This window comes from Exiguobacterium sp. s56 (genome assembly GCF_018618255.1).
In the GTDB taxonomy this organism is placed as follows: domain Bacteria; phylum Bacillota; class Bacilli; order Exiguobacteriales; family Exiguobacteriaceae; genus Exiguobacterium; species Exiguobacterium chiriqhucha.
Genome location: NZ_JACSLR010000004.1, coordinates 1 through 24,180 on the forward strand (window position 1 = coordinate 1; position 24,180 = coordinate 24,180).

Below are 24,180 nucleotides of genomic sequence, written 5' to 3' on the forward strand. Positions count from 1 at the left end.
AAAGAAAGGGTCCGGTCACCGAAAATCGGTGACCGGACCCCTCTTTTTGATTGAAATACTTTAGAACTGGCTAGTTATGTCCCAGCCTCCTCTTTTTGATTGAAATACTTTAGAACTGGCTAGTTATGTCCCAGCCTCTCAAAAGTCTGGTATCACGTTATGAAACTTTGCGTCATACATCTTAATTGAACCGCCGTATACCGAACGGTACGTACGGTGGTGTGAGAGGTCGGGAGTTAATCACTCCCTCCTACTCGATTAGGTCAATCGAGTCAATGACTTGCTCATTTTGGTCTAACGTTTGAAGCGTCCAGTCGGATGTTGGTCTATTGCGCAACTCGATAATGTGTGTGGCAGCATAATCATCTTCTTCGGGACGGTTGAGGACGTGTTGTTCTTGTATGCGTTCTCCGATGATACGAAGGTAGGCCACATTCTGAGGCTGCTTGTTCAAGCGAATCCCTATATAGTGATTGGAGTCGTCACTCGAATAGATGTAGTCAAACGGAGACATATCCAGGATCTCGACGGTTCCATAGCCATAGCCGTCGACACTCATGTCAGCGAGCCCGAGCAACGTTTCGTCTTCGTTTGTGAAGAGGGCGAGTGTCGCATCATCAGTTTTGAGATATTCGTATGCGTGAAAATTATTGTCCGCCAGGTAACGTTTCAATTGTTGTCTCTCATAAAAATAACTTCCGATTCCTGAAAAGACGACAACGACCGCAATACAAATGAGCAAAGCCCAAGTCAGTCTGTGTGTAGACATTCGGCTCCTCCTTTATAAATACAGCCCATGCCTCAATTCTGAGCGCAATTAGTACGTCAAGCTCGCGGCGACGATGATGCCGACGACGAGTGAGGCGGAGAAAAGGCTGATCCCGATGGCGAGGTTGCCGTTCTCGACTTCTTTCTCTAAGTTCACGCCTGGCGTCAGGACGTATTCAAACGTCCAGAAGGCGAGCACTTGAGCGAGAATCCCGACGAGTCCCCAGATGAAGGCGTCGAGCAAGTTGACGCTGTTCGCCCACACCGTGTAGATGACGATGGCGAGACCGATTGCTTTCCCCCAAAGTTTAAGTGCGACGGCGACGTTGCCTTCTTTGATCAGTTTACGTTCTGAGTACTTCGTCGTAAGGGCAAAGACGACGAGTCCGGCTAGAATAAGTCCAAATCCCGTACCGAGGTGAGCCAGGAAGCTCAGGATTGAATCGAGCGTGATGAATGTCATGTGTTAGTCTCCTTCGTGAGTGGGTGTGCCGATCGCTAAATAATACGATTGGTTGTTCGTGATCATGCTCCCGGCGCGGACACCGAGTGCGGACGGATGGCCGTTCAAGCAAAAACAGCCGACCATGTAGTGCGTCTCGAACGGACCGTTGACCGTGTTCGTCAGACGGGTCGGCAGCTCGATGAACTGTTGATACACCGCCGTCTCGTCCGCGTACGTCTGGAGTGTCTCTTTATGAAACGGGACGCCGGCTTGGTCGTAGAGGATGACCGAGTCGCCTTCCCGGCCGAAGGCGGGCTTTTGCACGTACGCGCTCTGGCCGATAAACGGATCAGGCTCGAGATACGTCGGTAAAAAATATGTCTCGATGATGGAACGTTCCGCTTCGTCGAAATATGTATCGGCCTCATACAGTTCCCAAATGAGCGCTTGGACGCCTTTGGACTGCATGAGAAACGCCGAGAGCGGATTGAGTACCGAGACGTGTTTGGCTGCGTTCAGTTCGAGCAGGCGGATGCCAATCAAATCACCATTGGGTGCCCGGTCGTCGACCAGATGCTCGATCGGGTACGTCTGACGATATAACACGTCGACTTTTTCCCCGGACGGTGTGAAGACGCCGTCCGCATTGACGAGCAATCGGTCGAGCGGGACGAATTCGGACGGTAAATCGAGCGTCTCTTGAAGGAAGCGCGTCGTCCATTTGTCCTCGATGTTGTCGTCATGGGCCGTGAAGACGATTTTCGGTGTCCCATCCCGGTCGAGTCGTTGCCACGCTGCGATGACGGCTTTTCGAAGTTCGGCCTTGAGCTCTTCGGTCGACGCCGCGTTCGGGTCGTCGAGCCCGAATTCTGTCGTCACATAGCCGTTCACGTCGAACAGTTCTTTGATGAACGTCGGTGTATCGGCATTGAATTCCATCAACTTGAGGGTGCCGTCTTTGACGATCCAGTCATAGCGACCGATAATCGTCTCTTGCGGCAGCGCCTTGTCGCGCAGGAACGGTAGGCTCGCCTCAGGATAACCGAGCAAGCGGAGTGTATCGTCCGGGAGGGTGCGCAATAGGCGGTTCGTCTTACGGAAAATCGCATCGACGTCACGCGTCGCTTTCCGAATCTGCCCCACCGCGTCCGTAGACATGGTAAGACAGTCGTAAAGAGCGTACTCCTCGTCGTTCAAGTCAGACCAAAAGAAAGGGATTTGGCCAAACAGTGCGTCTCGCTTCATCCCCCAAAGCCGCCTTTTGAACCGCTACCGAGTCCCGAGTTGGAGCCTGAGTTTGATTTGTTCGGGGTGATGCTGCTGGCGCCACCGTTCGAGCGGTAATTTTTATACGCTGATGAGTTCTTCAATGCGCTCTTTGAGTTAAAGAGGCTGCCGAGCAAGAAAAAGCTACCGAAGTGAGGCGAGCGATCATCGTCACAGTAATATGACTCTGTCTCATCATCCCAATCCCAATCGTCGCACTCGTAGCCGGTCGGTTCTTCCGGTAACGTCGCTTGTTCTGTTTCGTCGGTGCCACACGCCGCGAGTGAAGCGGTTAATACCGCGGCTGACAGACCGCTCAAGATTTTTTTGCTTGTCTTCATGTTGATTCCTCCAATGTATAACCTGTAGGGGTGACGTAAATGACATAGACGCCACGATCTTCGTCCGTCTCGGCCGAGTCGCGTTCGTATTCTTTGCCGGCGACGTACAAGTATTGACTGCCGAGCATGGCGAGCGCGTCGAGATGGCGGTCGACGTAATACGCCTCGAGCATCGGATTGTCAAAGCGGTCGTCGAGCGTGCGAATCTCAACTTTGATGTCGGTCGTCTCGTGCTTGTCGACGGGGCCTTCCGTGTAGCGGTCGACGTAAATCAAGAAGTATTGCTCGCCTTCGAGCGCCGACGAGCGCTGTTTGTAGGTCATGCCGTCCTTGACGAAAAATTCGCATTCGCGGCGGGCGAGTACTTCATCGAGGCCGAGCGATGTATAATGGTAGAGTGGCTCGAATGAAAGTTCATTTTTATAAAGTCGATATTCTAAAACGATTGAGTTCATGACGTCGTCCTTTCTTTTTTCTTTCTATACGGAACCGAACGTAACGTGGTTTCGTAAATCAAGTAAGTTGTCTCTAGTATATAGGAAAAGGAGGGAATTTTCTGTGCATATCTTTTTTCGTGTCTGGCGCGGATTATCGAAATTATCGTTTTTGAACGTCGTCTTGGCATCGCTAGGCATCATCTTGACCGGTACCGTCCTCGGGTTTGTGCTCGAGCCCGAGACGTTCCCGTCGATGTTCGACTCGTTTTGGTGGACGATGACGACGCTCACGACCGTCGGATACGGTGACTTTTTTCCGACATCGGTCGCGGGACGCTGGCTCGGGATATTCTTGTTCCTGTTCGGGATTGGGATTATCGGGGCGTTGATTGGAAAACTCGTTGAAGTCGGTGCGACGTTTCAACGGTTAAAACGGGAGGGAAAGCTCATGTATCGAGGAGAAGGACATTACGTCTATATCGGCTGGTCGCCGAAGACAAAGAAGGCCATCGATGAAGTGCTCGTCTATGAGCCAAAGGCCGAGATCGTCTTAATCGATCAGTTGAAGCAAGAACCGTACGACCACGATCACGTCCACTTCGTCCACGGTGACGCGTCGGACGAGTCCGTGCTCTTGCAGGCCAATATTTTAAAGGCGCGCCGGGTCGCCATCTTCGCGGATGCCCGCATCACGGAGACACTCCTCGCCGACGGGAAATCATTGCTCATCGCGTCAGCGGTCGAAGCGCTCTCGTCTGAACGCGGCGTCGATTTGCATACGGTCGTCGAGGTGTGCGAAGAACGGAACATCTCGAAATTCAAACACGTCCGAATCGACGACTTTATTCTCGCGAACGACTCGGTGTCACTCCTCATGGCGAAAGCGACGCTGCAGCCGGGGACGACATCGATTTTCCGTCAGCTGCTTAGTAAACAGTCAGGCGGCAACATCCAGGCGCTCGCGCCGAAACCGGAATGGACGACCATCCGGGACGCTGCGGAAAGCTTGTTGCATCAAGGCGTCACGTTAATCGCCGTCAACGACCGTCTCGATTACGCGACGGTGCTCGATACACCGCTTCAGGCGAGCGATATGCTTTACATCGTCTGTCACGATGACTCGTGGGAGCGACTGAACCAAGGAGGAATTTGATGTATAACGGAACGTTTATCCGCAAGATGACACGCATGCAGAACGTGCAACGATGGGACGAGTATGCACCGCATTATCATGACAATGCGGCAAGCCACAGTTTCCGCGTCGCTGTCTTCAGCTTAATCGCGGCATATTACGAAGAGAACAAAGGACGGGACGTCAACTTGCTCGACGTGCTCGGCAAGGCGCTGTTCCATGATATGAACGAAGTGCAGACCGGTCCAATCATGCACCGGACGAAAAAAGAACCGACGCTCAAAGAACATATCGAACGGATGGAGCGGACGGCGAGTCTCGGACTCGTCGAGTTGTTGTCGCAGTCGCTCCGGCCGCATTTTTATCGTTTCCTCGTCGAGGCGGAGGACGACTCATTCGAAGGACGGCTCGTCGATGGAATCGATTCGTTCGACGCGATGCTGTTCGTCCGCCGGGAAGTCGGACACGGCTCGCCCCATTTCGTCGCGAAGCTTGAAGAGATGAAAGCAGCCCTGCGCAATCATCCGCTCGAATCGGTCCGCTGGCTCTATGAACAAGTCGAGGCCGAGACCGACGTGGCGACGTTCATCGAGAACGTCATGCGGATGGACAGCGTCAGACGGTGGAAAGGCCGTTTCAATACGATCGACGATAACGACGCCATCCATGGATTCCGGGCGGCCGCGCTCGGGCTGTTCAGCGGCTTGTTGGAGCGCGAGAAATATGACGTCGACGTCGATGTCGCCGAATTGACGGCCCGTCTTCTCTGTCACGACCTCGTCGAAGGGGTGACCGGGGACGTGCTCGGCCCGGTGAAACATTCGACCGCGGAGACCGGTGCGGCGTTCGAGGCGTATGAACGAGCCGAGAGCGAGGCGCTCTTGTCGCTCCTCCCGGACTATATGCAGCCGGCGTTCCGCCGCTATATGGCCGATTCGAAAGATGATACGTATGAAGGCATGCTCGTCGATATGATGGACAAACTCGACGCGCTCATCAAGATGAACATGGAGCGGAAGATGAACGGGGCTGAGTACGAGGTCACGTATCGGGAGCAACTTCGTAAAGTGCAGATGCGCTACGAGAACCCGAGCATGTTGTTCTTTTTAGCTTACATCTTGCACGATTTAGATTACGTCACTAGTTAACAAGGTCGCAGACGAACTGTCTGCGGCTTTTTTATATCATTTATTGACATATATCATTAAAAGATATATATTGAGAGTAAGATATATCAATGAATGATATAGGAGGTGGCGGGATGCCACGTAACGACACAATCGAGCTCGGAGAATTGACCGACAGCATGCTCTATATCCTGCTCGCCTTGACCGAGGCGCGTCACGGCTATTTGATTATGCAGTTCGTCGAGGAGTTGACGAACGGACGAATCAAAATCGGACCGGCGTCGATGTACACCATCATCAAGAAGCTCGTGAACGCGCAACTGATTGAGCCGATTGACGGGGACGGCAAGCAGAAACGCTATGTGATCAAGGCGCAAGGCCGTGCCCTCGTGGCGGAAGACTTGAAACGACGGCAAGCGATCGTTGACGATGCACGCTTCATTTTAGACGGGGAGGGACACCGATGAAACGGAAATATATGTCGAGTTGGGGATTGGCGTTCGCCGAAGAGCGGGAAATGAAAAAGCTAGGGGAGATGGCAGCTCGTGGCTGGCATTTAGAGAAGTTCGCTCCACTCGGCTATACGCTCGTCGAAGGGGAACCGATGGACGTACGCTACAGTCTCGATTATCGCAAACAACCGGACGAGGATTACTTTGAGCTGTTCGCCGCGAGCGGATGGGAACATGTCACGTCGACCGGCGATGAGATTCATGTGTTCAAAGGCAGTCCGGACGCGACGCCTCTGTATACGGATCGCCAGACGACCCAAGAGAAATATGGGCAAGTCGAGCGTGCGATGGGGCGGTGTGCGCTCATCTGCTTGCTGTTATCACTTGGATTTGTGTTCATGCTCCAATTGGATTGGCCGCAGACGGCGGAAGCCATCATTTTGGTGTTACAGACGCTTGTCGTCATCGGGCTCGTCTTCACAGGACTCCCGTATCTCGGTTTCCTCGTGAAGCGAAAACGTTTGGAACGGAATGAATGACTAGGCGGATGGCACAAGCCATCCGTTTTGTTTTGGTCGACTGAACTATTCAAGAAAAAAATAGTTAGGCGCAGAGAACTGTTTTATGGAAATCCTCTATTCAACCAAAATAGAATCGGGCATGATAATTAATGAAAGCGCTTGCATTCATTTTGAAGAGGAGGAAAGGGCATGGGTAAAAGACGGAAAGGCTTGGCGGTGACGGCTGGTGTCACTGCGATTGCACTACTAGCTGGGCAACCGGTCGCACAGGCGGCGACGCCGCAAAACGGCACGATGATGCAGTACTTTGAGTGGTACGTCCCGAACGACGGCCTGCATTGGAATCGGTTATCGAACGACTCGCAGCACTTGAAAGACATCGGGGTGACGACAGTGTGGATCCCGCCGGCGTATAAAGGCACGTCACAGAACGATGTCGGGTATGGGGCGTACGATTTATACGACCTCGGCGAGTTCAATCAAAAAGGGACGACCCGGACGAAGTACGGCACGAAAGCCCAGCTCCAGACCGCCATCTCGAACTTGCGCGGCAAAGGCATCGGCGTCTACGGCGACGTCGTCATGAATCATAAGGGCGGTGCCGACTATACCGAGTCCGTCCAGGCAATCGAGGTCAATCCGTCGAACCGGAACCAAGAGACGTCCGGGGAGTACGGCATCTCAGCCTGGACCGGCTTCAATTTCGCGGGGCGCAACAATACATACTCCCCGTTCAAATGGCGCTGGTACCATTTTGACGGGACCGATTGGGATCAGTCACGCAGCTTGAGCCGCATCTATAAGTTCAAGAGCACGGGCAAGGAGTGGGACACGGACGTGTCGAACGAGAACGGAAACTATGACTACCTCATGTACGCGGACGTTGACTTCGAACATCCCGAGGTCCGCCAAGAGATGAAGAACTGGGGCAAATGGTACGCCGACTCGCTCGGGCTCGACGGTTTCCGGTTGGATGCGGTCAAACATATCAGCCACTCGTACTTGAAGGAGTGGGTGACGAGCGTGCGCCAGACGACCGGGAAAGAGATGTTCACGGTCGCCGAGTATTGGAAGAATGATCTCGGTGCCATCAACGACTATCTGTACAAGACGGGCTACACGCACTCCGTCTTCGATGTGCCACTCCATTACAACTTCCAAGCGGCCGGTAACGGCGGCGGGGATTACGATATGCGCAACATCTTGAAAGGCACCGTCACCGAGCAGCATCCGTCACTGTCCGTGACGATTGTCGATAACCACGATTCACAACCGGGCCAGTCGCTCGAGTCGACGGTCGCCAACTGGTTCAAACCGCTCGCCTACGCGACGATCATGACGCGCGGTCAAGGCTATCCGGCCCTCTTCTACGGGGACTATTATGGAACGAAAGGGACGACGAACCGTGAGATCCCGAACATGTCGGGCACGCTCCAACCGATTCTGAAGGCACGAAAAGACTTCGCCTACGGGACGCAGCATGACTATCTCGATCATCAGGACGTCATCGGCTGGACACGTGAAGGGGTGACCGACCGCGCCAAATCGGGTCTCGCGACAATCCTATCGGACGGTCCGGGCGGCTCGAAGTGGATGTACGTCGGCAAACAGAACGCCGGCGAGGTATGGAAGGACATGACGAACAACAACGCTCGTCTCGTCACGATCAATGCTGACGGCTGGGGTCAGTTCTTCGTCAACGGAGGCTCGGTCTCGATTTATACGCAACAATAACGAAAACACCCGATTGAAGTGAGGATCACCTCACTTCAATCGGGTGTTGTTTGGATTTAGCGTTTCCATACCCATTCGTCACTCTCGTATTTGGCGACGAGCTCTTGAATCTCTTGTTGCTGCGCCTCGTTGAACGTCAGCGGTTCGAACGTCAAATCGAACGCGTCACGGAACCCGTCCGTGAACGCTGCCGCGACCTCGTCGAAGGCGACCGGTCGTCCGAGTGTCTCGTTCAAGGAGACGGCCTTGTCACCAAAGCGGGCTTTCGCCTCCGCCTTCGCATCGGCCTCGAGATTGAAGCAGTCGAACAAGACGTCATCGTCAATCGACAATGGGATTGACCCGTGTTGCAAGACGGCGCCTTGGTGGCGCACTTGGGCGCTCCCGGCAATCTTTTTCCCGCCGACGGCGAGCTCGTAGTACGAAGCGGCGTCAAAACAGACGGCCGACTTCGGTTTTCGGAGCGCCTCGCGGTCTGCCTCGGTCAATGGTACCGAGAATTCGGCCGGGACGCCGAGCGCGTGGTAGCCGCGACGCACCCCTTCGGTCAGGAGGCGATAGCTCTCGATGACGTTCGTCGGCAAGGACGGCATCGTCTCAGGGAGAATGACGCTATACGTCAGCTCGTCCGCGTGCAAGACGGCCCGCCCACCGGTCAAACGACGGACGACCGGGATGCCATTCAACGCGAGCGCGTCGCGGTCGAGGTCACGCGTCGCCCGTTGGAAGCGCCCGACGCTGATGGCGTGCGGGGCCCAGGCGTAAAAACGGAGTGTCGGTTTCATGTCGCCGCGCGCGACCCAGCCGGCGATGGCCTCATCGATGGCCATGTTCTCGGCCGGGGACAGCGGGGCGGTGTGAAGCAAATGCCATGTCGTTCCAGTCATAAACGTCTCTTCTTTCTATCAGTCGATTGGCAACATCGTGTGACGACGTGCCTTGTGGACTTGTTCGTCCGCGTGATACGAGGAACGGACGAGCGGTCCGGCCTCACAATGGGAGAAGCCTTTCGCCAATGCAATCTCTTTTAACTCGGCGAACTCATCTGGATGGTAGTAGCGCTCGACGTCGAGGTGCTTCTTCGTCGGCTGCAAGTATTGGCCAAGCGTGAGGATATCGACGTGGTGGGCCCGCAGGTCATCCATCGCCTCAATCAACTCTTCACGTGTCTCGCCGAGTCCGACCATGATCGACGACTTCGTCGGGATGTCCGGGTTCAGCTCTTTCGACCGTTTCAAAAATTCGAGCGTCCGGTCGTACGTCGCTTTGGCGCGGACTCTCGGCGTCAAGCGGCGGACCGTCTCCAAGTTATGGTTCATGATGTCCGGTCCGGCATCGATGAGCGTCTGGAGTGCCGAGAAGTCACCCATCATATCGGACGGGAGCACTTCGATTGACGTCTCCGGGTTCATGCTACGGACAGCGCGGACTGTCTCGGCGAAGACGGTCGCCCCGTAATCGTTTAAGTCGTCGCGGGCGACGGCCGTGATGACGACGTGCTTCAAATTCATGAGACGGACCGATTCGGCGACGCGTTTCGGTTCTTCCCAGTCGAGCTCGTTCGGTTTGCCTGTCGTGACGGCGCAGAAGCGGCAAGCCCGCGTACAGATACTTCCGAGAATCATGAACGTCGCGGTGCGGCGGACGGCCCAACATTCGTGGATGTTCGGACATTTCGCCTCTTCACAGACGGTATGTAGATTTTTCTCGCGCATCATCTTTTTGAGACCGGTGTATGTCTCGTTCGTGTTCAGTTTAATCTTTAACCATTCCGGCTTTCGTTTGATTTCCCCTCGTGCCAAGATGATTTCCCCCTTTTTGAAAGTTAACCCCTAACAAAAAGAGTTTACCAAAGATGGGGCCGAATTCGAACCAGCGAAATTATTGGCTTTGCCAATACAGGTCAGCTGTGTGTCAAAACAGAACATATATTTCAAAATGGTTACGCTTTCATGTGAAGTGTTGTTTCCCATTTTTTGAATTGCTATACTGACGTTGACCACCTGAATAAGGACCATATGTAACTGATACGATCAGGCATGGGGTGAACGAGCGTTGGTGAGGCAACGCTTCTTCCTCCATGCCTTTTTGTTTGGGGGTCGGGGAAACTTTCAAAAAGGAGTGGGGAAAACATGAACAAAGCACTGAACTGGACGGCGACACTGGGGCTAACGACAGCACTACTCGTCTCATCGGTCCCGATGGCGAACGCGGTCGTGGCAGAGGAGACGCCGGCCCCGTCGATTGAGCAGCGTGTCGACGCCAAGCTCGATTCGATGACGCTTGAACAAAAGCTCGGCCAAATGATCATGCCAGACTTCCGATTATGGAACGGGGCAAACCATACGGCACTCGCAACAGACGTGGCGCGTGTCGTCGATCGGTTTGATCTCGGGGGTGTCATCTTGTTCGCGGAAAACGTGACTGAGACCGAACAGACGACGAAACTCGTCCACGACCTCCAAGAAGTCGTCAAACAAGACGAAAGCAACGATGTACCGCTCTTCATCACGATCGACCAAGAGGGTGGGATCGTGACACGGCTCGGAACGGGCACGAACTTGCCGGGTAACATGGCACTCGGGGCGACACGGAGCAGCCAGTACGCATACGATGCGGGGAATATCATCGGTTCGGAGTTGAACGCTCTCGGGGTGAACGTCAACTTCGGTCCGGTGCTAGACGTCAACAACAATCCGGCCAACCCGGTCATCGGCGTCCGCTCGTTCTCGAGCGACCCGGAACTCGTCGGCGAGCTCGGCTCGGCGATGACACAAGGAATTCAAGACCAGGGTGTCGCTGCGACGGCGAAGCATTTCCCGGGTCATGGTGACACGGCGGTCGATTCCCATTACGGGCTTCCAATCGTCGATAAGTCGCTCGAAGACTTGCGTGGGCTCGAACTGTTACCGTTCAAACGGGCCATCACCGAAGGCATCGACATGATTATGACGGCGCACATCGGCATGCCACAAATCGAGGATGAGGTCGTGAACTCGCCACGCGGAACGTTCCCGCTACCAGCGACGTTGTCGGACGATGTCATCACCGGCGTCTTGCGTGAAGAGATGGGCTATGAAGGCATCGTCGTCACGGACGCCTTGAACATGCAAGCGATTGCCGATAACTTCACGGAAGCCGAAGCGGTCATCAAGACGTTCGAGGCGGGCGTGGATATCGCGCTCATGCCGACGATTTTACGGTCGAACGCGGACGTCGTGAAGCTCGAGACGATCTTTGACGACGTCATCGCGGCCGTCGAAGACGGACGCCTGTCAGAAGAGAAGATTGATGCAGCGGTCGAGCGCATTTTGACGCTCAAAGCGAAACGTGGTATTTGGGACGAGTCGGTCGACACGACGACGCTCGAGGCGAAGATTGCCGAGGCGAACGCGGTCGTCGGCAGTGCCGAGCATAAAGCGAAAGAACGTGAGATCGCCGAAGCGGCCGTCACGCTCGTGAAGAACGACGACAAGACGCTTCCGTTCAAACCGAAAAAAGGTGAGACGGTCCTCGTCTTGTCACCGGCGAAAGACCAGACGGACAGCATGATCAAGACGATTAAGTCACTCGAGAAGAACGCCGGCAACATGAAAGACGTGAACGTCATCGCCGCGAACTATACGGCATCGACGAAACACTTAGATCAAAACCCAGACTTGAAAGCGAAACTCGATGCGGCCGACTATATCATTGTCGGTTCGAACGTGAACAACAGCGCCAAGCTGAAATCGACGTCGGCTGACAACTACGTGCCGGCCGAAGTGTTCCGTTACGCGAACGAGACGGGCAAGAAGTCAGTCTTGCTCAGCCTGCGTAACCCGTACGATGTGGCGGTTCAGCCGGACGCACCGGCCCAGCTCATCATCTACGGCTTCAAAGGTGACCCGAACGGACCGGACTCAGAGGCGGGCAATGCCAAATCGGCAGGACCGAACCTCCCGGCCGGCATTCGCGCCATCTTCGGCGAAGTCAAACCGACGGGCAAACTCCCGGTCGACGTACCCACGTTCGAGAACGGGGTGTTCGGCGACGATCTCCACCTTGAATTCGGTGACGGATTCCGCAACTGGAATAAATGAACAAAAAACCGCGAGCGCCCATGAGGGTGCTCGCGGTTTGTCATTTGAATAACGTATCAAGGATGGCGTAGTTGACGGTTTCGAACTCGCGGTCACGGAGACCGTGTCCTTGTTCCAAATTAAAACTGTAAACGACATGCATGACACCATCGCGTTGTTTGACAAAAAAGTCGTACATGATGTCCGGTTCATCAACTAACGTGACATGGAACATGGTACCGAATTGAGTAATACTGGCATGCGATGAATAAGACGAATCAGAAAGTGCATGATGTTCCTGCAAATAATTCTGAAGAAACCTTGGTTTATTGGCTTCATCGATTTGAAACAATGCATATGCCCCAATAATCAGGAGTAATCCGATTGTGAGCCAAACGCGTCGTTTCTTCACGCCTCAAAATAACCGACGACGAGAAGGCCCGGGCCTGTGTGTGCACCGATGGCCGAACCGACGATCGTCTTCGTGACGCTCGCCGGGTTCGCATGTTCCCGTAACAACGCCTCGAATTGGTCGGCTTTGACTGGATCATCGCCGTGGCCGATGAAGACGTGCCCACCCTCGACGAGCGGTTTCGACTCGGTCATCCATTCGACGATGCGGCGTAACACTTTCTTGTGACCGCGCACCTTCTCGATTGGGACGAGCTTGCCGTCTTCGACTGTCAAAAGCGGTAGAATCGTCAACAAATCCCCGATGAACGCGCTCGCTTTTGAGACACGACCGCCGCGCATCAAATATTCAAGCGATTCGACCGTGAACAAATGCCGGATTTTGCCGACGAGCGACCTAGCGTAGGCGACCGTCTCTTCATACGTATGGTCTTGACCATACTCGGCGACCGTCTTGACGAACAGTCCTTGGCCGACGGACGCGGCACGCGTATCAAGAATATGGAACGTGCTGTTCGGGTATTCTTCTTTAAGTAGGTTGCCGACCATGACGGCCGTCTGATAGGTGCCTGAAAGCTCACCGGAGAAGGCGAGGTACAGGAACGGGATTTCCGATTCGAGATGTTGACGGAAACATTGTTCGAGGCGGGCCGCCTCGATTTGGAACGTCTTCGGCGTCTTCCCGGCACGCATCGCGTCGTACACGTCTTTTGGTTGAATCGTCTCACCGTCTAAAAATTCGTCGTTGTCGATGACGACACCGAGCGGTAGCATTTCGAGACCGTACTCGACGATCTGGTCTTGGGTCAAATCGGCGCCGGTATCGGTTATGATTTTAAACATGCGGTCACTCCTCTGCTAATTGTTGTTCAATGTCGCGAATCGGTTCGTTGCGTTTCCACATCCGGTCGAGTTGGGTCGCGAGCGTCGCTTGTTCGTTCTCATCGAGCGTGCCAGGTATGAGCCGGCTCATGCCACCGAGGACGGTGTAGGCGCGACGCAACACGTCATCGACAGTGAGCGGGATTCCTAGCAAATCCTCGAGTGACGCCATCGTCTCAGGGACAATGGCCGGATAGGTAAAGCGCGTCGCTTCACCTTGGATGGCTTGCGCATAAAAGTCACGGATGAGCGCGGCCCGTTCACTTCCGCTCTTGCGGACGCTCAAGTAAATCTGGACGGCGACGCCGCCACGGACGCGGCGCTGGGAAATGCCGGCGAACTTCTTGCCGTCAATCGACAAATCGAAGCTGCCCGGGCAGTATGAGCCGACGATTTCGCCAGGCACGATCTCGTTCGTCACATCTTGGAACATGAGTTGGATGAGTGACGTCATCGCCTCGTAGCCGCTATCGATTTGAATCCCGTCTTTCTCGGGTAAAATCAAAGATAAGTTCAACACGTCCGCGTCTAAGACGACGGCAAGTCCTCCTGAATTTCGCACGACGGGACGGAATCCATGTTCATGTAGAAAACGGATACCGTCTGACAAGTGAGGCAGGCGGGCGTCTTGAATGCCGAGCACGACCGTGTTTAGATGAACCCAGGCCCTGAGGACGGCACCAGACGTTGCGGTCGACGCACAGAGCGTGTCGTCCGTCGCGAACGATTGCTCGGCTTGGAACGCCGGACCGAGCGAAGACTGGTCAATGACACGGTAGGTCGGTTGTCGTAATAATGGATGGGTCATATACATAATTCCTTTTCAATAAATAATTTCCTTCCCATTATAACATGGGAGGAACAACGTGCTAGAAGTCGAATCCAATCATTAATGAAACGTAGGGGGCAACGTCATGTATACGTCACGAGGTCAATTGTCAGGATCGAAAGTGTTCAAAGATCCGGTTCACCGCTATATATATGTCTACGATCATCTCGTCTGGGAATTGATCAACACGAAAGAGTTTCAGCGCTTGCGGCGCATCAAACAGCTCGGGACGTCGTTTTTGACGTTCCACGGGGCCGAGCATACGCGTTTCCATCATTCGCTCGGCGTCTACGAAATCGCCCGACAGCTAATCGATCAGTTCCATGAGTATCCGGAGTGGGATGACCGCAACCGGGAGCTGTTGCTCGCGGCGGCGCTGCTGCACGATGTCGGACACGGTCCGTTCTCACACGCGTTCGAGCACGTCTTCGCCGTTCGTCACGAAGTATGGACCGAACGAATCATCCTCGGGGACACGGAAGTGAACAAAGTGCTGTCGGAGATGGGGGTCGGCTTCCCGGAAGAAGTAGCGGCCATCATCAATAAGACGCACCCGAACCGCTTGCTCGTCAATATCCTCAGTTCGCAACTCGACGTCGATCGGATGGACTATCTGCTCCGTGACGCCCATTTCGCCGGTGTCAGTTACGGTAAGTTCGACCTTGAGCGCATGCTTCGGGTGTTGCGTCCCGATGAGGACCAAGTCGTCGTCAAACAGTCGGGCATGCATACGATTGAGGACTATATCATGCGGCGCTATCAAATGTATTGGCAAGTTTACTTGCATCCGGCGACGCGATCGAGCGATTTATTACTCAAAGCCGTGCTCGAACGGGCGCAAGAACTATACGAATCGGGTTATTCTTTCGAGATGACTCCAAAGCATTTCTTGCCGATTTTTAACCATGAAGACATGACGCTCGAGCATTATTTGAAGCTCGATGAGACGATCGTCTATTTCTATTTTCAGGAATGGATGGATGAGGCGGACCCGATTTTGGCCGACCTTGCGAGCCGCTTCGTCAACCGTCGTTTGTTGAAATATAAGAACTTCCCGGAAGCGAACCGCGTCCGCTATATGGACCGCTTGCGTTCAACGATGGAGGCAATCGGTTTACCGACGCGCTACTACTTGCTCGAGGATCAGCTCAGCCAATTGCCATACGATTTGTATAAAGGGCACGGGACATACGAAGGCATCTATCTCAAGATGAATGATGGCGACCGCCGGGAAATTTCGGAAGTGTCGATGCTCGTCCAATCGATTTTAAACTCACGACAGTCCGACGAGAAAATCTATTATCCGGAGGACGTACTGCTCAACTTGAAAGATCACGCATCAGAAAAAACATGGATGTTGTCAACGTTACGAGGCGATTGAATCGTTGAAAAGGAAGTGACACCATGGGAATCGGCACATTGGTCGGGGGAGTCGGCATCTTCCTACTCGGGATGATGCTGTTGACGGATACGTTAAAAAGCATGGCCGGGGAACGCCTCCGGCAACGATTGAATCGCTTGGCTGAAGGACCTGTTTCGGGTGCCTTTCTCGGAGCGACGATGACGACGTTGTTTCAGTCCTCGACCGTGACGACGCTCATGACAATCAGTTTTGTCAGTGCCGGCCTGCTGACGTTCACCCAAGCGCTCACACTCGTCATCGGAGCGAACGCGGGTAGCGCGACGACCGGATGGATTGTAGCGCTCTTAGGTTATAACGTGGATATTCGCGAACTGTTGCTCCCGCTCATCGGGGTCGGTATGGCGCTACGTTTGATCGGACGGCGCGTCAAGCGCATCGGTATGCTCATGGTCGGACTCGGTCTGATTTTCGTTGGCATCGGGACACTTCAAGAGGCGATGCGCGACGTCGTCACGTTCTCATTCGCCGGTTGGGAAGCGGACACACCGTTGCATCAACTCGCACTGCTTGGGACAGGATTACTGATGACCGTCCTATTACAGTCCTCGAGCATTGGTCTCGTCTTGACGATGACGGCGCTCGCGACCGATACGGTGACGCTCGCCCAAGCCTGTCTGCTCGTGCTTGGACAAAGCGCCGGGACGAGTCTCGTCGTCGCCATCGGGTCGATTGGAGGCTGGAAGTCGGCCCGCCGCATCGTCTTGGCGCACGTGCTCGTCCACGGCTCGATTTTACTTATCGGCTGGCTGACGTTCCCGCTCTTGTTCGGTGTCGTGAACGGTGTGGCCAATCGCCTCAATTGGAACGAACTGTTGCGGCTCGCCTTGTTCCACACCTCGTTCCATTTGCTCGGGGTGTTCACGTTCCTGCCGTTCCATCAGGCGTTCAGTCGTCAGTTGCTCAAGTGGATCCCGAGCCGGGCGGAAAAGCTGACCCGGTTCCTCGACCCGAATATGGCCCGCATCCCGACGGTCGCGCTCGAGGCGGCCCGGCGCTCGTTGATTGAGATTGAGCGCTATTTGGCCAAAGAGACGCAACTGTTGCTGAACGAGGCACGTAAACGCGACGACGAGCTTCAACTCGTCGAGAAGACGCTCGGCGACGTCCGTGTCTTTTTGAGCACGATTCAATTGGAAGAAGGGCGAGGACGCAACGACTACGGCCAACATCTGTCGCTGCTCCATACAATCGACCACTTGGAGCGGTGGCTGTTCGTCATGCGTGAAGTCGACCCGGTCGACGCGCTCCGCGATACGGACTTCCTGGTCGCGCGTCAGCTCGTCTTGCATGAACTCGACATGGTCGAGACGCTTAACCATCACACGCCCCCGGAAGAGTCGCGGCAGTGGAAGACGGCCTCGAAACAGCTCGCTGAATATCGAAAAGCGCATCGGGCCGAACTGCTCGAGGAGACGGCGGCGAATCAGCTCGAGATGGACCAGACGATTCAAAAAGTCCAGGCGCTCCTCTGGCTCGACCGGATCGGCTATCATATTTGGCGAGCGACGCGTCACCTCATTAAACCGACCGTCCCGAGCGAGCGGTTTGAAGTGAATCTGGAAGATTGAAAAACGACCGCCCTCCGAGATGGAAGGGCGGTCGCTGTGTTTACTTCTTATCTGCGTGCATGACGCCGGCTTGGCCGTAGTGCGTCGCGTCCATCTCTTCGATGAAGACGGTGATGTTTTCTTTCGGGGCGTTCGTCGTCTCGGAGACGGCGTCTGTCACCTTTTCAATCAACGCACGTTTTTGTTCGACCGTGCGACCTGGGAGCATTTTAACCGTTACGTATGGCATCACATTTCCTCCTTTTAGTTCGTTCCCTTTCATTCTAGTGAAAGGTGAGGCAAGTGGAAAGCAGAAAATCGATTGGGCGGACGGTACAAATAAAAAATGCAGGTGCGAAATATGTGAAAACGGGGTAAGGAACAAGACAGACTAGTCGTAGGAGGAACAGGCGGATGAAATGGAAGGGTAGACAAGCAAGTCGAAACGTCGAGGATCGACGGGGGCAACGTGTCGGAGGGAAAGGCATCGCAGGAATCGGTGGGGGCTTTGGTCTCATCTTGGTCATCGTCTTCACACTGCTCAACGGGGGCAATCCGGGCGATATCGTCAACAACATCGGACTCGGAGAACCGGAACAGTCCTCTGGAACGTATGAAGGCTCGGCGCGGGAAGAAGAGATGGCCGACTTCGTGTCGGTCGTGCTAAGGGATACCGAAGAAGTGTGGACCGATATTTTTGCGGAGAACGGATTGACGTATCGGGAGCCGACGCTCGTCATCTATAAAGATCAAGTCGAATCGGCGTGCGGGATTGCCGGATCGGCTGTCGGACCGTTCTACTGTCCGGGTGATCAGAAGTTGTATATCGATTTGAGTTTCTATGATGACTTGAGTCAACAGTTCAATGCACCGGGTGACTTCGCGATGGCGTACGTCGTCGCCCACGAGGTCGGTCACCACGTCCAGACGTTGCTCGGCACGACGGACGAGATTATGCCGCTCCGCAACGAGATGAGTGAGACACAGTTCAACAAATATTTGGTCCGCTTTGAACTCCAGGCCGATTATTATGCGGGCGTTTGGGCCCACCACGCCCAAGGGATGGGTTATCTTGAGTCCGGCGACGTCGAAGAAGCGATGAATGCGGCGCACCAAATCGGGGATGACACCCTTCAGAAACAGGCACGCGGCTATGTGACACCGGATTCGTTCACGCATGGGACGTCCGAACAACGGAAACGTTGGTTCGATAAAGGGTTACAAAACGGGACGATTCAAGGCGGCGATACGTTCAACGCCAAAAACTTATAACGACGAGGTCAAGCGATGGCTTGACCTTTTCTCGTGTCCAAGTTGGCTTGTGAAGAAAGAATCCGCTATCATGGAAACAGAAACTAGAAGTAGGAAGGGGATGACCCGATGGAATCCTTACTCAAAAAAATCGAATTCGCCAAAAGCGAAATGACGTCCGTGGAGAAAAAAATTGCCGACTATATTTTATCCCACTCGACGCTCGTTCCGAATATGACGACGAAAGAGCTTGCTCAAAAGACGGACGTGTCCGAGGCGAGTATCGTCCGCTTTGCGCGCGTCGTCGGAATCGATAGCTTCAAGGCGTTCAAGCTCGCCCTCGTCAAAGACTTGGCGCTCACCGAGACGACGCTCACCGATTTTAACGTGTTGCAACAGAAAGACACACCGTACGATTCGTTCCAAAAAGTCATCCATGTGAACAAAATGGCTATCGAGGCGTGTGCCGAGGCGATGGACAAGCGTGAGCTCGAGCATGCGATTGATACGTTCGCCCGGGCGAATCGGGTCGTGTTTTACGGGGTCGGCGGTTCGTCGACGGCTGCGTACGATGCGCAATATAAATTTACAAAGCTCGGCTATGCGGCCCAGACATCCCAAGATTTCCATTACATGTTGTCGCTCATCCCGCACCTTGGACCAAACGACGTCTTCGTCGCCATCAGCACGTCGGGCCGGACGAAAGACGTGCTCGAACTCGTCCGTTTTGCCAAGAAGAAAGGGGTGCTGGTCGTCGCCATCACGGATCTCGATAAATCGCCGCTCTATCGGGAAGCGGACGTCCGACTCTGCACGCCGAGCGTCGAACGGGACTTCCGGATTGCGAGCATCGCGTCGAGGATGACGCAATTGACGATTATCGACACGCTCTATATGGGACTGTTGCACCGAAAAGGCGAGGGATTGATCGACCGCTACACCGAGGCACGTGATGAGATGGTGAAATTGCGCCGATGATTCACGTCTATGATGCGACGTGGCGCGAACAGGTGGCGGCGTTTCTGTTGCGACAACGGTCGTTCGCGGCGTTGAACGGACAGACGCTGGAAGCGTTCCGTGATGAAAACGTGGCCGATTTTGAGACGGAGGAGACCGTCAGCCTCGTCTTTGAGGACGGGGACGTCATCGCGGTCGCCGACTTGTTGAAGCAGCACCCGGTCGACGGCTCGCTTTGGCTCGGTCTGTTCGTCGTCGATGAACGACTGCACGGCTCCGGAATCGCGACGCGGTTGTATGAGCAGCTCGAAGACGAATATATGCGTCCGTTCCAGACGGTGTTCCGGCTCGGTGTCTTACCGCACAATGAGCGGGCGCGTCGATTTTGGGAGCGACAAGGCTATGTCTATGAAAAAGATTCCGTCACGGCACGGGGCGATTACGTCAATGTGCTGAAAAAAGTCATCGGTTAAAGCGCTCGGTCCATTAGGGCCGGGCGTTTTTCATAGATGTATACAAATCTACATGTATACATGTATACGTCAAATCTATAATGAAATTTTATTTCCTTATTTTTTTAAATAAGTTTGACTTTTAATTTCAAGTTAGTACAATAAAATTAGAGAGAAGAAAGGATGGTGGCGATGTTAGACAAACTGGCTACTGAAAGACGAAATGAACGAACGATGCACCTGGACGAGATGGCGGTCGAGGAGTTCCTCGCAGTGATGAACGAGGAAGATCAATCGGTCCCACACGTCATTAAAGAAGAACTGTCGGTCATTGCCGAAGTGACGAAGCGTGCCATCGCATCCTTCAAACAAGGCGGACGTTTGATTTACATCGGCGCAGGGACGAGCGGACGGCTCGGCATCTTAGACGCGGCAGAATGTGTGCCGACGTTTGGCGTGTCACCGGATATGGTCGTCGGACTCATCGCAGGTGGCGAACGGGCGTTGATTAAAGCGGTCGAGGGAGCAGAGGATAGCAAGGATTTGGCAGTCAATGATTTGAAAGCGCTTCACTTGAATGCGTTCGACACCGTCATCGGGATCGCCGCGAGCGGACGGACACCGTACGTCATCGGCGGACTCGATTACGCCCGCGAGGTCGGCGCGACGACAGCCGCGCTATCGTGTAACAAAGGTTCAAAAATCAGCGAACACGCCGAGTTCAAAATCGAAGTCGAGACGGGACCAGAAGTATTGACCGGATCGACCCGATTGAAAGCAGGGACGGCGCAAAAACTCGTCCTCAACATGATCTCGACGGCGTCGATGATTGGGGTAGGGAAAGTGTATCAAAACTTGATGGTCGACGTGCAGCCGACGAACGAGAAGTTGGAAGTGCGGGCCAAACGGATGATTGCGGAAGCGACAGGGGTCGACGAACAGACGGCCGCGCGTTATTTCGATTCATCCGGTGGTCACGTCAAGACGGCGATTGTCATGATTTTAGCCGACGTCCCGCATGCGGAGGCAGTCGAGCGATTAGAGCGTGCGAACGGATTCGTCCGTGACGCATTATAAGGGGGATTCGAGATGAAGAAAGAAGAGGTTCTTGCACATGCGATATTAGAGCATGTCGGGGGGAAAGATAACATTCGTCAACTCGCGCACTGTATGACACGTGTGCGTTTAGCGCTCAAAGATCCGACGAAAGCGGATCTCGCCGCATTGAAACAAATCGATGGTGTCATGGGTGTCATCGATGACGAGACGTTGCAAATCGTCGTTGGCCCGGGGACGGTCAACCGCGTGGCGGACCATCTCAGTCGTGAGACGGGGCTCGCCATCGGGGAAGAGTCGGTCGATGCGAATTTGACGCCGGACGAACGGGCGGCCATCGAACGTCAAAAAGTGAAAGACAAACAGAAGTCGCCGTTCAAGCGCTTCTTGCGTCGCTTAGGGAACATCTTTATTCCGCTCATTCCAGGGCTTGTCGCTTCAGGTATCATTAACGGGGGAGCCAACTTCGCGAAGAACGCCGGCGTTGACCCGACCGAAACGTGGATGCAAATCCTCTTATTGCTCGGTAGCACAGTGTTCGCGTATCTCGCCATCCTCGTCGGTTGGAACACGGCCAAAGAGTTCGGCGGGACGCCGGTACTCGGTGCCATCGCCGGGGGGATTCTCTTCAACCCGGTGCTCGCGGATATCACCATTTATGGGGAACCGCTCGTTGTCGGGCGGGGTGGACTGTTCGGGGTCATCTTTGCCGCTTGGCTCATGACGTACATCGAGAAACACGTTCGTCGCTTCATGCCGACGGCGGTCGATATCATCTTTACACCGCTTCTCACGGTCCTCGTCGTCGGTTTCACGGCGCTCTATGCGATCATGCCGGTCGCAGGCATCTTGTCAGACGGGATCATGCAAGGATTGAACGCCGTGCTTGAAGTCGGTGGACCGGTAGCAGGGGCTGTCCTTGCTGGATTCTTCCTTCCGCTCGTCATGGTCGGGTTGCACCACGGACTCACACCGATTCACTTGGAACTCTTGAACACGGTCGGTAACACGGCACTCTTGCCAATCCTGGCGATGGCAGGGGCTGGACAAGTCGGGGCGGCGCTCGCGATTTTCGTGAAGACGCGCAACCAACGTCTCCGTAACATCATTAAAGGGGCCATCCCGGTCGGATTCCTTGGAATCGGCGAGCCGCTCCTTTACGGGGTCACACTCCCGCTTGGCCGTCCGTTCCTGACGGCTTGTATGGGGGCCGCGGTCGGCGGTGCCTTCCAAGCGACGATGAAGACGGCAGCACTCGGGATTGGGGTCTCGGGTCTCTCGCTTACGCCGCTCATCGATAACGGCATGTACTTGACGTACATCGCAGGTCTTGTCATTTCGTATACGGCTGGCTTCATCTTCACGTATTTCTTCGGCTTCAAAGAAGAAATGGCAGACGGGATTTAACAACTGAGGCGGCTCTTTGGAGTCGCCTTTTCATTTGATGAGGAGGAATTTCTGATGAAGGGATTATCGGTTTATTTGAGCGAACCGCTCACACCGCAGTTCAAGACATGGGTCGGGCGCATGCGCGAGATTGGTTTCACTTCAATGTTCACCTCGCTACATATCCCCGAGGACGATCCGTCGGTGTATACGGAACGGCTCCGTGACCTCGGGACGCTCGCGCGCGAACTCCACATGGAACTGTTCGCCGATATCGCACCGACGTCGCTCGCCGCACTCGGCAAGACGTGGGACGATGCCCATACGCTCGTGGATTGGGGCGTGACCGGGCTGCGCGTCGATTACGGCGTGACGCCGAAACAAGTCGCCGACTTGTCGACGCGGATGACGGTCGCGCTTAATGCGAGTACGCTCACAGAAAGCGAACTCGCGGAGATGAAGCGATGCGGCCTCGTGACGGACAACGTCGAGGCGTGGCACAATTTCTATCCGCGTCCGGAGACGGGGCTCGATCGGGACTGGTTCGATGCCAAGAACGATTGGCTGAAGCGGCAGGGATTGAAAATCCAGGCGTTCATCCCTGGAGACGGGACGCTCCGCGGACCGTTGTTCGAACGGCTGCCGACGCTCGAGGACCATCGTTCGTTATCGACGTTTGCCTGCTATATGGACCTCGTTGAGTCGATCGACCGCATCTTAATCGGGGATCCCGGACTCACCGATGAAACGATTGAACAGTTCGCCTCACACGCCGACGAGACACTCGTCCTTCGGGCCGAAGCGGAGACGACGATCGAGGTCGCCTTCTATCGCGTCCAGACGAACCGGATGGACCCCGCACGTGACGTCATCCGCTCGGTCGAATCGAGGGGCTATGGCCGTCCGGGGGACCGCTTGCTCGAACCGATGGAAGCGAGACCGCGTCCGCTCGGAACGATCACGGTCGATAATGCGAAATACGGGCGCTATGCCGGTGAGCTGCAAGTGACGAAACGCGATTTATTGGCGGACGAACGGGTCAACGTCCTTGGGCGCGTCATCGAGGCAGACCGGCCGCTCATCCAATCGATCGGACCGGGCACGAAGTTTCGAATCGAGTGGTGCTGACGTTCCGGATTGCCACATTCCCTCGTCTTTGTGTACAGTAGAGAGGGAGGGAATGCCATGAAAGAGATTAATTTTAACATCGTCGCTGACGATTCGACCGATGGCCACGGCGGTTTTGGGGTCGGTTCGCTCAGTTTGAACAATATGTCTCCCGTCATCATCGATGTCGAGGCGGGGACCGCGGTCATCGATATGGGGGCCATGCATGCCAAATCGGCGATCGAGAAACGCATCAAATTTTTGACGGATCCAGAAGCGGTGCCGAACGGAAAACCGTATTGGATCGTCTGGGTCACGGTCGGACGAAAGCCAGAAGGATTCTATTACGGCGGTGTCGCAGCTTGTGACATGTCGATCGACCTCGAGGCACGGCGCGGCTATAAACTGTTGCCGTATCACGTCAACCAGATGGACAAGTCGCTCAAAGGCCGCATCTTGATTGACATGATGGATGCACCGTCACGCGACGTGCTCGCTGCCTTTTTGAAAGAACATCGTCCTGAAATCTGGGAACAATCGACCGAACTTCAAACCGAGCTTGAGCGTTTGAGCGCCGAGTGAAAAGATTGGACCG

General features: G+C 54.6%; 26 protein-coding genes. 15 read left to right on the top strand and 11 right to left on the bottom strand.

Annotated elements, in window-relative coordinates; translation table 11 throughout:
• Positions 1-250: 250 nt before the first annotated feature.
• From KNP71_RS05345 to KNP71_RS05365, 5 genes are read right to left on the bottom strand one after another with little or no spacing between them, the layout of a single operon-like run.
• Positions 251-769 (bottom strand): hypothetical protein, encoded by a 519-nt coding sequence (locus KNP71_RS05345; RefSeq protein WP_214830238.1) that lies wholly within the window; start codon positions 767-769, stop codon positions 251-253.
• A gap of 48 nt (positions 770-817) precedes the next feature.
• The gene (locus KNP71_RS05350) at positions 818-1,231 is read right to left on the bottom strand and encodes a DUF350 domain-containing protein (protein ID WP_021066039.1); all 414 of its coding nucleotides are present in this window, start codon (positions 1,229-1,231) and stop codon (positions 818-820) included.
• A gap of 3 nt (positions 1,232-1,234) precedes the next feature.
• Positions 1,235-2,458 carry a glutathionylspermidine synthase family protein gene (locus KNP71_RS05355; RefSeq protein ID WP_214830239.1) on the bottom strand — a complete coding sequence of 408 codons (1,224 nt, stop codon included), beginning with the start codon at positions 2,456-2,458 and terminating at the stop codon, positions 1,235-1,237.
• Positions 2,455-2,820, bottom strand: a complete 366-nt coding sequence (locus tag KNP71_RS05360; RefSeq protein ID WP_021066041.1) for a hypothetical protein — start codon at positions 2,818-2,820, stop codon at positions 2,455-2,457. The genes KNP71_RS05355 and KNP71_RS05360 overlap by 4 nt, the downstream gene beginning before the upstream one ends.
• Complete coding sequence (locus KNP71_RS05365) at positions 2,817-3,275, bottom strand: hypothetical protein (protein WP_021066042.1); 459 nt, start codon at positions 3,273-3,275, stop codon at positions 2,817-2,819. Before KNP71_RS05365 ends, KNP71_RS05360 begins: the two co-directional genes overlap by 4 nt.
• A gap of 103 nt (positions 3,276-3,378) precedes the next feature.
• On the opposite strand from KNP71_RS05365, the gene KNP71_RS05370 reads away from it, so the two are divergent.
• The 5 genes from KNP71_RS05370 (at position 3,379) to amyS (ending at position 8,223) form a co-directional block, all read left to right on the top strand.
• Positions 3,379-4,410 carry an ion channel gene (locus tag KNP71_RS05370; protein ID WP_214830240.1) on the top strand — a complete coding sequence of 344 codons (1,032 nt, stop codon included), beginning with the start codon at positions 3,379-3,381 and terminating at the stop codon, positions 4,408-4,410.
• Positions 4,410-5,537 (top strand): YfbR-like 5'-deoxynucleotidase, encoded by a 1,128-nt coding sequence (locus KNP71_RS05375; protein ID WP_214711065.1) that lies wholly within the window; start codon positions 4,410-4,412, stop codon positions 5,535-5,537. Before KNP71_RS05370 ends, KNP71_RS05375 begins: the two co-directional genes overlap by 1 nt.
• Positions 5,538-5,650: 113 nt before the next feature.
• Positions 5,651-5,983 (top strand): PadR family transcriptional regulator, encoded by a 333-nt coding sequence (locus KNP71_RS05380; RefSeq protein WP_029594619.1) that lies wholly within the window; start codon positions 5,651-5,653, stop codon positions 5,981-5,983.
• A complete protein-coding gene (locus tag KNP71_RS05385; RefSeq protein WP_029594620.1) occupies positions 5,980-6,507 on the top strand; it encodes a DUF2812 domain-containing protein in 528 nt (175 codons plus the stop codon). Before KNP71_RS05380 ends, KNP71_RS05385 begins: the two co-directional genes overlap by 4 nt.
• Before the next feature lie 171 nt (positions 6,508-6,678).
• Positions 6,679-8,223, top strand: a complete 1,545-nt coding sequence (gene amyS, locus KNP71_RS05390) for an alpha-amylase (RefSeq protein ID WP_214830241.1) — start codon at positions 6,679-6,681, stop codon at positions 8,221-8,223.
• Between the two features lie 56 nt (positions 8,224-8,279).
• Here amyS and KNP71_RS05395 read toward each other — a convergent pair whose 3' ends face one another.
• Positions 8,280-9,110, bottom strand: coding sequence for a lipoate--protein ligase family protein (locus KNP71_RS05395; RefSeq protein WP_214830244.1), 831 nt, complete (start codon positions 9,108-9,110; stop codon positions 8,280-8,282).
• 18 nt (positions 9,111-9,128) lie between these two features.
• Positions 9,129-10,028 carry a lipoyl synthase gene (gene lipA, locus KNP71_RS05400; protein WP_332908964.1) on the bottom strand — a complete coding sequence of 300 codons (900 nt, stop codon included), beginning with the start codon at positions 10,026-10,028 and terminating at the stop codon, positions 9,129-9,131.
• Between the two features lie 327 nt (positions 10,029-10,355).
• On the opposite strand from lipA, the gene KNP71_RS05405 reads away from it, so the two are divergent.
• Positions 10,356-12,305, top strand: coding sequence for a glycoside hydrolase family 3 protein (locus KNP71_RS05405; protein ID WP_214830246.1), 1,950 nt, complete (start codon positions 10,356-10,358; stop codon positions 12,303-12,305).
• A 40-nt stretch (positions 12,306-12,345) separates the two neighbouring features.
• On the opposite strand, the gene KNP71_RS05410 is transcribed toward KNP71_RS05405, so the two are convergent.
• From KNP71_RS05410 to KNP71_RS05420, 3 genes are read right to left on the bottom strand one after another with little or no spacing between them, the layout of a single operon-like run.
• Positions 12,346-12,696 (bottom strand): hypothetical protein, encoded by a 351-nt coding sequence (locus KNP71_RS05410; RefSeq protein WP_214830248.1) that lies wholly within the window; start codon positions 12,694-12,696, stop codon positions 12,346-12,348.
• The gene (locus KNP71_RS05415; RefSeq protein WP_214830250.1) at positions 12,693-13,538 is read right to left on the bottom strand and encodes a DegV family protein; all 846 of its coding nucleotides are present in this window, start codon (positions 13,536-13,538) and stop codon (positions 12,693-12,695) included. Before KNP71_RS05415 ends, KNP71_RS05410 begins: the two co-directional genes overlap by 4 nt.
• Before the next feature lie 4 nt (positions 13,539-13,542).
• A complete protein-coding gene (locus KNP71_RS05420; protein WP_214830252.1) occupies positions 13,543-14,391 on the bottom strand; it encodes a lipoate--protein ligase family protein in 849 nt (282 codons plus the stop codon).
• Positions 14,392-14,491: 100 nt separating this feature from the next.
• Between KNP71_RS05420 and KNP71_RS05425 the strand changes: the two genes are divergently transcribed.
• Positions 14,492-15,787, top strand: coding sequence for an HD domain-containing protein (locus KNP71_RS05425; RefSeq protein WP_138858727.1), 1,296 nt, complete (start codon positions 14,492-14,494; stop codon positions 15,785-15,787).
• A gap of 23 nt (positions 15,788-15,810) precedes the next feature.
• A complete protein-coding gene (locus KNP71_RS05430; RefSeq protein WP_214830254.1) occupies positions 15,811-17,397 on the top strand; it encodes a Na/Pi cotransporter family protein in 1,587 nt (528 codons plus the stop codon).
• A gap of 40 nt (positions 17,398-17,437) precedes the next feature.
• Here KNP71_RS05430 and KNP71_RS05435 read toward each other — a convergent pair whose 3' ends face one another.
• Entirely contained in the window at positions 17,438-17,626 is a 189-nt protein-coding gene (locus KNP71_RS05435) for a 2-hydroxymuconate tautomerase (protein WP_012727443.1), read from the bottom strand.
• 164 nt (positions 17,627-17,790) lie between these two features.
• Here KNP71_RS05435 and ypfJ point away from each other — a divergent pair, with 164 nt between their 5' ends.
• The 7 genes from ypfJ to KNP71_RS05470 all read left to right on the top strand — a co-directional run bounded on the left by ypfJ (position 17,791) and on the right by KNP71_RS05470 (position 24,167).
• Entirely contained in the window at positions 17,791-18,648 is an 858-nt protein-coding gene (ypfJ, locus tag KNP71_RS05440; protein WP_214830256.1) for a KPN_02809 family neutral zinc metallopeptidase, read from the top strand.
• Positions 18,649-18,756: 108 nt separating this feature from the next.
• Positions 18,757-19,605: a MurR/RpiR family transcriptional regulator gene (locus tag KNP71_RS05445; protein WP_214830258.1), complete on the top strand. Its 849-nt coding sequence runs from the start codon at positions 18,757-18,759 to the stop codon at positions 19,603-19,605.
• The gene (locus KNP71_RS05450) at positions 19,602-20,057 is read left to right on the top strand and encodes a GNAT family N-acetyltransferase (RefSeq protein WP_214830260.1); all 456 of its coding nucleotides are present in this window, start codon (positions 19,602-19,604) and stop codon (positions 20,055-20,057) included. Before KNP71_RS05445 ends, KNP71_RS05450 begins: the two co-directional genes overlap by 4 nt.
• Before the next feature lie 162 nt (positions 20,058-20,219).
• Complete coding sequence (gene murQ, locus KNP71_RS05455; protein ID WP_255569755.1) at positions 20,220-21,113, top strand: N-acetylmuramic acid 6-phosphate etherase; 894 nt, start codon at positions 20,220-20,222, stop codon at positions 21,111-21,113.
• 12 nt (positions 21,114-21,125) lie between these two features.
• Positions 21,126-22,499, top strand: a complete 1,374-nt coding sequence (locus KNP71_RS05460) for a PTS transporter subunit EIIC (RefSeq protein WP_131471489.1) — start codon at positions 21,126-21,128, stop codon at positions 22,497-22,499.
• Between the two features lie 54 nt (positions 22,500-22,553).
• A complete protein-coding gene (locus KNP71_RS05465) occupies positions 22,554-23,606 on the top strand; it encodes a DUF871 domain-containing protein (protein ID WP_214830262.1) in 1,053 nt (350 codons plus the stop codon).
• Positions 23,607-23,663: 57 nt separating this feature from the next.
• The gene (locus KNP71_RS05470) at positions 23,664-24,167 is read left to right on the top strand and encodes a YwhD family protein (protein WP_021066061.1); all 504 of its coding nucleotides are present in this window, start codon (positions 23,664-23,666) and stop codon (positions 24,165-24,167) included.
• The last annotated feature ends 13 nt before the right edge of the window (positions 24,168-24,180 follow it).

Bases quoted from the DNA above. Each gene is read 5' to 3' on its own strand.
- KNP71_RS05415 (WP_214830250.1), bottom strand. From the start codon at position 13,538: ATGTTTAAAATCATAACCGATACCGGCGCCGATTTGACCCAAGACCAG.
- KNP71_RS05465 (WP_214830262.1), top strand. From the start codon at position 22,554: ATGAAGGGATTATCGGTTTATTTGAGCGAACCGCTCACACCGCAGTTC.
- KNP71_RS05365 (WP_021066042.1), bottom strand. From the start codon at position 3,275: ATGAACTCAATCGTTTTAGAATATCGACTTTATAAAAATGAACTTTCA.
- KNP71_RS05460 (WP_131471489.1), top strand. From the start codon at position 21,126: ATGAAGAAAGAAGAGGTTCTTGCACATGCGATATTAGAGCATGTCGGG.
- KNP71_RS05385 (WP_029594620.1), top strand. From the start codon at position 5,980: ATGAAACGGAAATATATGTCGAGTTGGGGATTGGCGTTCGCCGAAGAG.
- KNP71_RS05395 (WP_214830244.1), bottom strand. From the start codon at position 9,110: ATGACTGGAACGACATGGCATTTGCTTCACACCGCCCCGCTGTCCCCG.
- ypfJ (WP_214830256.1), top strand. From the start codon at position 17,791: ATGAAATGGAAGGGTAGACAAGCAAGTCGAAACGTCGAGGATCGACGG.
- KNP71_RS05425 (WP_138858727.1), top strand. From the start codon at position 14,492: ATGTATACGTCACGAGGTCAATTGTCAGGATCGAAAGTGTTCAAAGAT.
- KNP71_RS05470 (WP_021066061.1), top strand. From the start codon at position 23,664: ATGAAAGAGATTAATTTTAACATCGTCGCTGACGATTCGACCGATGGC.
- KNP71_RS05435 (WP_012727443.1), bottom strand. From the start codon at position 17,626: ATGCCATACGTAACGGTTAAAATGCTCCCAGGTCGCACGGTCGAACAA.
- KNP71_RS05345 (WP_214830238.1), bottom strand. From the start codon at position 769: ATGTCTACACACAGACTGACTTGGGCTTTGCTCATTTGTATTGCGGTC.
- KNP71_RS05420 (WP_214830252.1), bottom strand. From the start codon at position 14,391: ATGTATATGACCCATCCATTATTACGACAACCGACCTACCGTGTCATT.
- KNP71_RS05405 (WP_214830246.1), top strand. From the start codon at position 10,356: ATGAACAAAGCACTGAACTGGACGGCGACACTGGGGCTAACGACAGCA.
- KNP71_RS05380 (WP_029594619.1), top strand. From the start codon at position 5,651: ATGCCACGTAACGACACAATCGAGCTCGGAGAATTGACCGACAGCATG.
- KNP71_RS05360 (WP_021066041.1), bottom strand. From the start codon at position 2,820: ATGAAGACAAGCAAAAAAATCTTGAGCGGTCTGTCAGCCGCGGTATTA.
- KNP71_RS05445 (WP_214830258.1), top strand. From the start codon at position 18,757: ATGGAATCCTTACTCAAAAAAATCGAATTCGCCAAAAGCGAAATGACG.
- KNP71_RS05450 (WP_214830260.1), top strand. From the start codon at position 19,602: ATGATTCACGTCTATGATGCGACGTGGCGCGAACAGGTGGCGGCGTTT.
- murQ (WP_255569755.1), top strand. From the start codon at position 20,220: ATGGTGGCGATGTTAGACAAACTGGCTACTGAAAGACGAAATGAACGA.
- KNP71_RS05355 (WP_214830239.1), bottom strand. From the start codon at position 2,458: ATGAAGCGAGACGCACTGTTTGGCCAAATCCCTTTCTTTTGGTCTGAC.
- KNP71_RS05375 (WP_214711065.1), top strand. From the start codon at position 4,410: ATGTATAACGGAACGTTTATCCGCAAGATGACACGCATGCAGAACGTG.
- KNP71_RS05350 (WP_021066039.1), bottom strand. From the start codon at position 1,231: ATGACATTCATCACGCTCGATTCAATCCTGAGCTTCCTGGCTCACCTC.
- KNP71_RS05430 (WP_214830254.1), top strand. From the start codon at position 15,811: ATGGGAATCGGCACATTGGTCGGGGGAGTCGGCATCTTCCTACTCGGG.
- amyS (WP_214830241.1), top strand. From the start codon at position 6,679: ATGGGTAAAAGACGGAAAGGCTTGGCGGTGACGGCTGGTGTCACTGCG.